The organism is Micromonospora sp. CPCC 206171, assembly GCF_036906755.1.
Lineage (GTDB): Bacteria > Actinomycetota > Actinomycetes > Mycobacteriales > Micromonosporaceae > Micromonospora > Micromonospora purpureochromogenes.
This window is the reverse complement of record NZ_JBAKHT010000045.1, coordinates 20639-30081: the sequence shown is the minus strand read 5'-3', so window position 1 is coordinate 30081 and position 9443 is coordinate 20639. Positions and strand designations below refer to the sequence as shown.

At 71.4% G+C, this 9443-nt stretch carries 10 protein-coding genes, 1 tRNA gene and 1 pseudogene; 5 read left to right on the top strand and 7 right to left on the bottom strand.

Annotated features, from left to right (window positions below):
- A pseudogene (locus V6U89_RS29225) lies at window positions 1–347 on the bottom strand (hypothetical protein); the annotation flags it as partial.
- 124 nt (window positions 348–471) lie between these two features.
- On the opposite strand from V6U89_RS29225, the gene V6U89_RS29220 reads away from it, so the two are divergent.
- Window positions 472–1179, top strand: a complete 708-nt coding sequence (locus V6U89_RS29220; RefSeq protein WP_154942013.1) for a glycosyltransferase family 2 protein — start codon at window positions 472–474, stop codon at window positions 1177–1179.
- On the opposite strand, the gene V6U89_RS29215 is transcribed toward V6U89_RS29220, so the two are convergent.
- Both V6U89_RS29215 and V6U89_RS29210 read right to left on the bottom strand, forming a co-directional pair.
- The gene (locus V6U89_RS29215; protein ID WP_334576307.1) at window positions 1165–2058 is read right to left on the bottom strand and encodes a transketolase family protein; all 894 of its coding nucleotides are present in this window, start codon (window positions 2056–2058) and stop codon (window positions 1165–1167) included. The two genes, V6U89_RS29220 and V6U89_RS29215, sit on opposite strands and share 15 nt — an antisense overlap.
- Window positions 2059–2062: 4 nt before the next feature.
- On the bottom strand, window positions 2063–2764 hold the full coding sequence (locus V6U89_RS29210) for a transketolase (protein WP_334576306.1): 702 nt from the start codon (window positions 2762–2764) through the stop codon (window positions 2063–2065).
- A 45-nt stretch (window positions 2765–2809) separates the two neighbouring features.
- Here V6U89_RS29210 and soxR point away from each other — a divergent pair, with 45 nt between their 5' ends.
- Complete coding sequence (soxR, locus tag V6U89_RS29205; protein ID WP_334576305.1) at window positions 2810–3274, top strand: redox-sensitive transcriptional activator SoxR; 465 nt, start codon at window positions 2810–2812, stop codon at window positions 3272–3274.
- On the opposite strand, the gene V6U89_RS29200 is transcribed toward soxR, so the two are convergent.
- Together V6U89_RS29200 and V6U89_RS29195 are read right to left on the bottom strand one after the other, a co-directional pair.
- Entirely contained in the window at window positions 3261–4238 is a 978-nt protein-coding gene (locus V6U89_RS29200; protein WP_334576302.1) for an NAD(P)H-quinone oxidoreductase, read from the bottom strand. The genes soxR and V6U89_RS29200 overlap by 14 nt on opposite strands.
- A 9-nt stretch (window positions 4239–4247) precedes the next feature.
- Entirely contained in the window at window positions 4248–4799 is a 552-nt protein-coding gene (locus V6U89_RS29195) for an AAA family ATPase (protein ID WP_334576299.1), read from the bottom strand.
- A 96-nt stretch (window positions 4800–4895) separates the two neighbouring features.
- Between V6U89_RS29195 and V6U89_RS29190 the strand changes: the two genes are divergently transcribed.
- Window positions 4896–4982: transfer RNA gene (locus V6U89_RS29190), tRNA-Ser, on the top strand.
- 187 nt (window positions 4983–5169) lie between these two features.
- On the opposite strand, the gene V6U89_RS29185 is transcribed toward V6U89_RS29190, so the two are convergent.
- Window positions 5170–6639 (bottom strand): gamma-glutamylcyclotransferase family protein, encoded by a 1470-nt coding sequence (locus tag V6U89_RS29185; RefSeq protein WP_334576295.1) that lies wholly within the window; start codon window positions 6637–6639, stop codon window positions 5170–5172.
- 442 nt (window positions 6640–7081) lie between these two features.
- On the opposite strand from V6U89_RS29185, the gene V6U89_RS29180 reads away from it, so the two are divergent.
- Complete coding sequence (locus V6U89_RS29180) at window positions 7082–7981, top strand: 2-hydroxyacid dehydrogenase (RefSeq protein WP_442934001.1); 900 nt, start codon at window positions 7082–7084, stop codon at window positions 7979–7981.
- A 93-nt stretch (window positions 7982–8074) separates the two neighbouring features.
- The gene (locus tag V6U89_RS29175) at window positions 8075–8608 is read left to right on the top strand and encodes a YbhB/YbcL family Raf kinase inhibitor-like protein (protein WP_334576287.1); all 534 of its coding nucleotides are present in this window, start codon (window positions 8075–8077) and stop codon (window positions 8606–8608) included.
- A gap of 74 nt (window positions 8609–8682) precedes the next feature.
- Here V6U89_RS29175 and V6U89_RS29170 read toward each other — a convergent pair whose 3' ends face one another.
- Window positions 8683–9393 (bottom strand): class I SAM-dependent methyltransferase, encoded by a 711-nt coding sequence (locus V6U89_RS29170; RefSeq protein ID WP_334576283.1) that lies wholly within the window; start codon window positions 9391–9393, stop codon window positions 8683–8685.
- Between the last annotated feature and the right edge of the window lie 50 nt (window positions 9394–9443).

Sequence of the window (9443 nt, the reverse complement as noted above, 5' to 3'; positions counted from 1 at the left end):
CCGGTCGCCGCCCCGACGAGCGTCCCGGCCCGGGCGGCGGGCGCCACCGCGGCGGGCGCCACCGCGGCGGGCGCCACCGCGGCGCGGCGCCGCCACGAACGGGCCGCCGCAACGGTGGCGGCGAGGAAGAGCAGCCAGGCGGCGGCCACGGCCGGCAGGGTCAGCGCGCGTAGCGCGCCCAGCAGTTCCACGGTGAGTACGGCGAAGACGCCGGTCAGCAGTGCGGCGCGGACCACGGCCAGGCGCAGCGGGGCGACCGCGTCCGGGCGGCGGGTCCACAGCACCGAGGTGAGCACCACGAACGCGGCGACGGGCGCCACTACGACCATCCAGCCGGCTGCCGACATGGGCGGAAGTTAACACCATGTTCTGCGAGGGGTGGGTACCCCCTGGCCGTGGTGGCGGCCTCCCTGGCGCTGAGCAGCCAGGCTAGGCTAGGGCCGACTTACTGTCGCCACCGTGGAGATCCCCGTGAAGCTCTCGATCCTCATGCCGGTCTACAACGAGGAAGAACGCATCGCGGATGCCCTCAAGCAGGCATTGGCGGTCGATTACCCGTGCGAGATCGAGCTGGTCGTGGTCGACGACGGCAGCCGGGACGGCACCGGTGAGATCCTCGGCCGGGCCGACGACGCGCGACTGCGGGTCATCACCCACCAGCGCAACGCGGGCAAGGGCGCGGCCATCAAGACGGCGGTGGACAGCGCCGAGGGTGAGTACATGGTCATCCTCGACGCCGACCTGGAGTACGACCCGCAGGACATCCCGCGCCTGCTCGACCCGGTGCTCGACGGCCGCGCCACGGTGGTCTACGGCAATCGCACCTTCGGCAGCCACAGCGCCTACAGCTTCTGGTACGTGATGGGCAACAAGGGCGTCACGATGGCCGCCAACGTGCTGTTCAACTCCTACATCGGCGACCTGGAGACCTGCTTCAAGCTGATGCCGGTCGAGCTCTACCGCTCCCTCGACGTCCGGTCCCGCGGCTTCGGCATGGAGGCGGAGGTTACCGGCAAGCTGCTGCGCCGCCGCATCCGTCCGTACGAGGTGCCGATCAGCTACCGGGCGCGCGGTCGCGAAGAGGGCAAGAAGATCACCTGGAAGGACGGCGTCGAGGCGCTCTGGATCCTCGGCCGGGAGCGCACCCGCCGCCGCCCCGCCGGCTCAGCCCCGCGCTGACGCCGTCCGCAGGAAACCGTCGACCGACCGGCGCAGGCCGTCGGCGTCCAGCCCGTGCCAGCGGGTGTGGTCCTCCGCCGTGCCGTAGCGCCGCAGGTCCGACCGGCCCACGCCGAGGCTGAGCAGCCGGTGCGGACGGTCGGCCAGCGCCTCCGACACCACCCGGGCCGAGGTGCCGGCCAGGTAGGGCTCGACCAGGATCACCTCCGTGCCGGCCAGTTCCCGCAGGCCGGCGGTGTCGAACGGCCGCGGCCGATGGGTGTAGGCCACCGTCACCGGCAGGTCGGCCACCGCCGCGAGCGCCGCGTCCAGCACCGGCCCGACGGCCACCAGCAGCGCCGCGCCCGGCCCGGCGTCCCGCAGCACCCGCAGCGCACCGTCCCCGCCGTACGGACGGCTGTTCTGCTGCGTCGACAACCGCAGGTACGCCGAGTCCCGCCCGCACACCACGTCGCGCAGCAGCCCCGATACCTCGTCCGGGTGGCCGGGCACGTGCACGGTCCAGCCGTGCAGCGTGTCGAGCAGGCTGACGTCCGCCGGGCTGAGGTGCGTCCGGCCCGCGGCCGCCCGGTCGTACGACGCCCCGACGCTGACCAGCACCGCGCCCACCCCCTGGTGGTCGAGGTCCAGTTTGATCTGCTCGTACGCCCGCTCGACGAGGAACGGGGCGTAGCTGTGCACGATCGGGCGTTGCCCGGTGAGCGCCAGTCCGCCGGCCACCCCCACCATCAACTGCTCCCGGATGCCGACGTTGAGCACCCGGTCGGGGTACCGGCGGGCGGCCGGGGCGAACGCGGCGGCCGAGATGTCCGCCAGCACGATGGTGGTACGCGGATCCGCCAGCAGTTCGGTCGCGCTGGCGACGAAGGTCTCCCGCATGTGCTCATTCCCCGTTCTCGACGACCGCGACGACGACGTGCGGCCGGTGCTTCTCGTGCCCGGTGAGGGCGGCGTGCAGGGCGTCGTGGTCGCGGCCGTCGACGGTGGCGGCGGTCCATCCGTTGACGGTGAACCGGCTGGCCACCCCGCCCGGCCAACCGTGGCTGGCGGAGCGGTTGTCCAGCACGATCGCGGTCAGGTTGGCCAGCCCGGTCGCCCCGGCGTACGCGATCGCCTCGTGGTTGGAGCCCTCGTCCAGTTCGGCGTCGCCGAGCAGGACGTACACCCGGGGATCGGTGCGACCCTGGGCGCGCAGTCCGAGCGCGGTGCCGACGCCCAGCCCGAGGCCGTGGCCGAGTGAGCCGGAGCCGATCTCCACGCCGGGCACCAGCAGCCGGTCCGGGTGGTCGCCGAGGCGGCTGTCCGGGCCGCCCTGGTCGTCGAGCCAGTCGGCCGGGACGAAGCCCTTCGCGGCGAGCACCGCGTAGTAGCCGGCGACGGCGTGCCCCTTGGAGAGCAGGAAGCGGTCGCGGTCCGGGTCGTCCACGGTCTGCGGGGTGATCCGCAGGATCCGGTCGTACAGCACCCAGAGCACGTCGACGGTCGAGTAGACGTTGGGGCCGAACTCGCGGCCGGCGCGTAGCCGCTCCAGCGGTGCGGCGACCGGGCCCGGTACGGGTGGGGCGGTGGCGGTCGTGGTGGTCATGCGGCTAGCCTGCAAGTTGAAGTCAACTTCAACTCAAGGCGACTGATGCACGAATCACTCACCATCGGGCAGCTCTCCACCCGCAGCGGCGTGGCCCCGTCCGCGCTGCGCTACTACGAACGGCTCGGCCTGATCCGCGCCGAACGCACCGGCGGCAACCAGCGCCGGTACCCGCGCACCGAGCTGCGGCGGGTGGCGTTCATCCGGATCTCCCAGCAGGTCGGCATCTCGTTGGAGGAGATCCGCGAGGCGCTCGACTCGCTGCCCGCCTCCCGTACCCCCACCCCCGACGACTGGGCCGCGCTGTCGCGGGTCTGGCGGGAGCGGCTGGACGAGAAGATCCGGCTGCTCGGCAAGCTCCGCGACGACCTGGACGGCTGCATCGGCTGCGGCTGCCTGTCCTTGCAGCGCTGCACCCTCTACAACCCGGGCGACTCGCTCGCCGGCGAGGGGCCCGGCGCCCGGCTGGTGCTGCCCCGACCGGAAAACGGTGCCGTCACGGCGTCGTGAGCAGCACCTTGCCCACGTGGTCGTTCGACTCGACCAGCCGGTGCGCCTGCGCCGCCTCGGTCATCGGCAGCCGCCGGTCCACGATCGGCCGGATCGTGCCGGCCTCCACCAGCGGCCAGACCTGCTCCCGGACGCCCCGTACGATCTCCGCCTTGTCGTCCAGCGGGCGGGAGCGCAGCGCGGTCGCGGCCACCGAGGCCCGCTTGGCCAGCAGCGCACCCAGGTCCAGCTCGGCCTTGCGGCCGCCCTGCATGCCGATCACCACCAGCCGACCGCCGTCGGCCAGCGCCGCCACGTTCCGGCCCAGGTAGGAGGCGCCCATGATGTCGAGGATGACGTCCGCGCCACGGCCGTCGGTGACCCGGCGAACCTCCTCGACGAAGTCCTGCTCCCGGTAGTCGATCGTGTGCGCGGCGCCCAGCTCCCGCAGCCGGTCGTGCTTGGCCGCGCGGGCGGTCACCGCCACGGTCGCGCCGAGCGCCACCCCGAGCTGGACGGCGAAGGTGCCGATCCCGCTGCCACCGCCGTGCACCAGCAGCGTCTCGCCCTTGCCGAGCCGGGCCAGCCGCACCACGTTCGACCAGACCGTGCAGGCCACCTCCGGCAGCGCGGCCGCGTCGACCAGGTCCACCCCGGCCGGCACCGGCAGCAGCTGCCCGGCCGGCACGGCCACGCGCTCCGCGTACCCGCCGCCGGCCAGCAGCGCGCAGACCTCCTGGCCGACCTCCCACCCGGTCACGCCCGGACCGACCGCGCCGACCACCCCCGAGCACTCCAACCCGGGGTACGCGGGCGCGCCCGGCGGCGGCGGGTAGTGCCCCTGCCGTTGCAGCAGGTCGGCCCGGTTCACCGCGCTGGCCCGCACGTCGACGACCACCTCACCCGGACCGGGCTCCGGGTCGGGTACCTCCGCCCAGACGAGTGCCTCGGGTCCACCGGGTTCCGGAATCGTGATCGCGTGCATGGCCCAGTCTTACCCGATCCGCCCCTCGGTCCACGCCCGGCTCAGGATCTCGTCCACCGTCTGCGCCGGGGTCTGCTCCGAGGTGTCCAGCCAGAGCCCGATCCGCGGCGTGTCGGCCCGGAACCCGGCGTCGAAGTCGGCGACCGGCCAGTCGCCGTACCCCGTCTTGGACCGCGCGCGCTCGCGGGCGGCGACCACCTCGGGTCGCGGCGCGAGCACGACCACCAGCAGCGGCCGGTGCCGGATCCGGTCGACCATCGCCGGCAGCTCCGGCCCGACGACCACGTCCTGGAGTACGACGGTGAAGCCGGCTCCGACGTACCCGTCGGCGGTCTGCGCGGCGAGGTCGTAGCGGAGCCGCAGCTGACGCCACGCCTCCGCGGTCAGCTCGGCGGTCAGCTCGGCGGTCAGCTCCGCCCGACCGTTGACCACCATCCGCCGGAAGAGGTCACCGCGCAGGTGCACCGAGCAGGGCAGCCGTCGGGCCAGCTCCCCGGCCACTGTGGACTTGCCGGCCGCCATGATCCCGGTGATCAGCACGATCGTCGGTGTGTCCCACACCGGGACATCCTCCCAATAGGGGTGGGAGGCCGGTTCCGGCGCGCGGCGTCCGTGGCAGACTAGGCACCGGCCGTGCACCCCGAGGGTGACGGTCCGGGAGGGTTCGCCTAGTGGCCGATGGCGCTGGTCTTGAAAACCGGTAGGGCGGCAACGTCCTCGTGGGTTCGAATCCCACACCCTCCGCCCCTCGATCAGTAAAAACGCCCCCTGGCCAGCGCAAACGCTGGCCAGGGGGCGTCTCAATGGGTAGCGAGTCGGTCTCACCTCGTCTCGTCGAGGCTTGCCGCGTCTCAGTGGTCGCGGCATATGGGCGGCGAAGTTCTGCCCCGGCGCCAGGGCGGCGTGCGTGGCGCCGGCACCGGTCGCAGCCTTACGTGAGCGGTCCCACGACGCCGGTGTCGTCGGCCAGGGGTCGGCCGTCCGGCACCGGGCGAGCCACCCGGGGGTCACCGAAGTACGAGGAGCTCATGGCCCGCTGGATCGGCGGGGCCAGCCCGGGGTCGATCTCCACCGCCATCTCCTCCACCGGGAAGGGTGGGCGTGGCGTCGTCCGCTGGTAGCTCTCCCACTGGTTGATCTGCTCGAAGGCGCGGTGGACCAGATCCAGGTAGCCGGCACGGATGTTGATGGGCCGCCCGATGGCCTGTGCGGCGGCGAGCTTCGCCGTCGCCTCGGCGGTCGGGACGTAGGTGTAGACCGTGCACTCGTCCGGCTTTCCCGCCCAGGTCACCGCCCTGCTGACCTCGCGGCGCTCGTAGTTTCGCTCCCTCACGTCGAGCAGGGAGAGGTCCTGGCGGGAGACCGGGAAGACGGAACCGTTGCATCCCGCCACCGCGCGGCTGTCCTCGATACCCAGCACCACCGTCACCCCGGTGTACTCACTGCCGTCGGCGAGCCGGAACGTCCGCTCCGGATGTGATCCTTTGTCGGAGGCGACGTTCCACGACCGCCGCCACCCGGCCAGGATCGCGTAGTTGAATCTCGCCCGATCCACCTCGTGCCCCAGCGTCAACTCCACCGATTCGGGGCTGACCAGCGAGCCGTAGCCGAACACGTAGATCTCGCCGTTGCCGTCGAAGTTGGGCCACCCGGACCACGTCTTCGGCGGGGCCTGGTAGTCGGTGCCGATCTCCTGGAAGTGGCCCAAAAGCAGATTCTCGCTCGCCCTGTACTCCCGGGCGCTGAAGAAGTTGTTGCCCGTGTCGAGCATGATGCCCGAGGCGAGCAGCAGGAAGGACACCCGGCGTTTGTCCACCGCCTCGTCCCGGCCGGGAAGACAGATCATCGTGCCTTCGCTGGTCTCCTGCGCGGTCAGTCCGTCGCCGAGGGCGGCGGTGATGGTGAAGGGCACGCCACTTCGGGCGTACGGCCAGGAGGCTTCGGGCTCCTCCCGGTCCCCGTCGCCCGTGCGTACGGGCAGCTCCATGTTGCTGACCGTGCCGGGTGAGCCGGTTGAGCGGACCCGCGCGATCACCTGGATGCTAATCCGGCTGAGAGTGGACGTGGTGCCGTTGTAGAAGCGGAAGCACAGCACGGGCGGCCTGTTCGGCCGTGGCTCCAGTGACACCGTTTCGCGCCAGACAAGGGGATCCTGCTGGAACAATTTGAATACGAAGGCACCCAGCAGAAAGATCGGAAAGAGGACGCCGAGTAAGGACGCGATCCCGCCGAACAGGTAGTAGGCCGGGGATTCTCCGTCCGCGAGGAGGATCTCCCCCGGAGAGAAGATCGTGGCGAGCGCCCTGCGGAAGGCTGCCCCGAGATTCACCCCCTTCGCACTGACCATCGCGAGCATGAATGCCAGGAGCGATGCCGCGAACAGACAGGCCAGCACGTACACCGCGACGATGGCGGGGAGTCGGAGGCGACCGACCCGAACCGCAAGGGAAGTCCGGATCCGCGGATGGACCCGGTACCTGTGCATTCTCATGTGCCGGATGGTATCGGTCCATCTCAAGCACGAATTGATCTCGAATCAAGCATTGCGGGTCAATCCCATTCGATGAAAAAAGGCGCGAATGGCCACCGTGTGGAATTCCCACGCACACGTTTGTGCGATGGAAGGGACCGGTGTCGTTGATCCGGTTGCACCCGTCCTCCGTCGAACACGGGTAACAGGTAGGCGTTCGCGGCGGCTACGGCTTTGGTCTCATCCTTGCCGGCATCGATCGTTCTAACGACTGGCCACCCCGCTGACACGCCCAGGCCGGCCGTGCTGAGAAGCGCGACGGCGATCGCGTGCGGGGGTGGTCGGCTCGGGCCGATCCAGCATGATTGTCGCCGTGCGCTACCTGATCTCTCACCCCGACGCAGTGGCCGAGCTTGGCGATCTGGACGTCGCGCTCTACGACGGCACTCGACCCGTGCCCGAGAACCTGGACGATGTCGAGTTCTATGCGGTCCCGTACGGGGTCATCGACCCGGGCTTCTGCGAGCCGATCGCCCGGATGCCCCGGCTCAGAGTCGTGCAGACCGTGACCGCCGGCTACGACCATGTCCTGCCGTACCTGCGGCCCGGCCTGACGCTGGCCAACGGCCGGGGCGTGCACGACGCGGCCACCGCCGAGCTGGCCGTGGCGCTCACCCTGGCCGCCCGGCGCCGGCTGCCGGACTTCGTCCGGGCGGCGGGCGAGGGCCGCTGGGCCTCGGGTTGGTCGACCGGACTGGCTGACGCCCGGGTGCTGATCGTCGGGTACGGCTCGATCGGGGCCGCGATCGAGCGCCGGCTCGCCGGGTTCGAGGTGGAGATCAGCCGGGTGGCCCGGAGCGCCCGCCCCGGCGTACGGCCGGTTTCCGAACTTCCGGAGCTGTTGCCCCGAGCGGATGTCGTCATCCTGGCCACGCCGCTGACCCCGGAAACCGAGGGCCTGGCGAACGAGGACTTCCTCGCCAGGATGGCCGACGGCGCTCTGCTGGTGAACGTGTCACGGGGACGGGTGGTGGACACCGAGGCGCTGCTCGCCGAGCTCGGCGCGGGCCGGCTGCACGCTGCCCTGGACGTCACCGAACCCGAGCCGCTGCCCGCCGACCACCCGCTGTGGTCCGCACCGAACGTCCTGATCAGCCCGCACGTCGGCGGCCTGACCGCCGCGTTGGCGCCCCGAGCCCGCCGGCTACTGGTCGACCAGGTCCGGCGGTACGCGGCGGGCGAGCCGCTCGCGAACGTGGTTGTCGGGCCGTAACCCGGATCCGGACGTGCGTCGCTTTCGGTTCGTTCGGGCGCGGCGGCGGGGTAAGAAGGGCGGAGGACATCACGCGCACCGGAAGGACCCCCGATGACCCTGGAACGACCGATCGCCCCGGACCCGTACGAGCTGCTGCCGACCGTTTCGTCGTTCAACCTGACCAGTGCCGACGTGCACAACGGCGAACCGATGGACGCGCGGTACGCCCACGGCAGCACCGGCGGCGAGAACGTCTCCCCGCACCTGGCCTGGTCGGACTTCCCGGCCGAGACGAAGAGCTTCGTGGTGACCTGCTTCGACCCGGACGCCCCGACCGGCAGCGGCTTCTGGCACTGGGTGCTGGTGAACCTGCCGGCGTCGGTGACCGAGCTGCCCACCGGGGTGAAGGAGGCCGACCTCGACGGCGCGTTCAGCGTCCGCAACGACTACGGCGACACCGGCTACGGCGGCGCCGCCCCGCCGCCCGGAGACCGCCCGCACCGGTACGTCTTCGCGGTACACGCGCTGGACGTCGAGCGCCTCGACGTCGGCCCGACGGCCAGCCCCGCCTACGTCGGCTTCAATCTGGCCTTCCACACCCTGGCCCGGGCGGTCATCCGCCCGACGTACCAGATCAAGGAGTGACCCCGGGCCCCCCATGCGCGCTGCCGTCGCCGGTGTGGCCTCCCCGATCTGGGGAGGCCACCCGGGCGGTGCGGTCAGGCCGGGACGCGGGCGACGGCGAAGACGGACTGGCCGAACGGGGGGCGGATCCGCTGCTCGGCGGCCTTGGTCGCGGGCAGCACCAGGGTGTCGTAGACCTTGACCATCGGGCCCTCCTTCGGCATCAGCCGGAAGACCTTGGTGGCCATGAAGTACCCGATCAGGCCGAGCGCGTTGGCGTAGTGCATGGTCTCGACCGTCAGCCCCGCCTCGGTCATGGCCGCCGCCAGGGTCTTCTTCGTGTAGCGGCGTACGTGCCCGGTGGCGATGTCGGCCGGGCTCATCGCGAACTGGAAGGCCGGCACGATGATGATCACCGCGCCGCCGGGCCGGACCAGGTCGCGCATGCTGCGCAGCGCGCCGACGTGGTCCTCGATGTGCTCCAGGACGTTGTACGAGACGGCGGCGCTGTAGTCGCCGCCCTCGGGGTGCGGCAGCAGCATCTGCCGTACCTCGATGGTGGGCTCGTCGGCCAGCCGCTCCTTGAGCTGCACCAGCCGGTCCGGGTCGGCCTCGGTGGCGGTGAAGCGGGGGACGTGCTGCGACCACTCCAGCGCGTAGTCGCCGAGGCCGCTGCCGATCTCGATGGGGTTGTCGCCGAGGTGGGGCACGGCCAGCTCGACGAACCAGCTCCGGTGGTTGACCGCCGTCGCGAGGCCCTCCAGGACCTCGGACTGGACGCGCTGATCCCCAGTGATTTCTGCCATGCGTCGATTCCTCACGATATGACTCGACCCGCGCCTGGACCGACAGAGTG

Coding starts and splice junctions, on each gene's coding strand:
- V6U89_RS29210 (WP_334576306.1), bottom strand. CDS start 2,764: ATGACCACCACGACCGCCACCGCCCCACCCGTACCGGGCCCGGTCGCC.
- V6U89_RS29215 (WP_334576307.1), bottom strand. CDS start 2,058: ATGCGGGAGACCTTCGTCGCCAGCGCGACCGAACTGCTGGCGGATCCG.
- soxR (WP_334576305.1), top strand. CDS start 2,810: ATGCACGAATCACTCACCATCGGGCAGCTCTCCACCCGCAGCGGCGTG.
- V6U89_RS29175 (WP_334576287.1), top strand. CDS start 8,075: ATGACCCTGGAACGACCGATCGCCCCGGACCCGTACGAGCTGCTGCCG.
- V6U89_RS29200 (WP_334576302.1), bottom strand. CDS start 4,238: ATGCACGCGATCACGATTCCGGAACCCGGTGGACCCGAGGCACTCGTC.
- V6U89_RS29170 (WP_334576283.1), bottom strand. CDS start 9,393: ATGGCAGAAATCACTGGGGATCAGCGCGTCCAGTCCGAGGTCCTGGAG.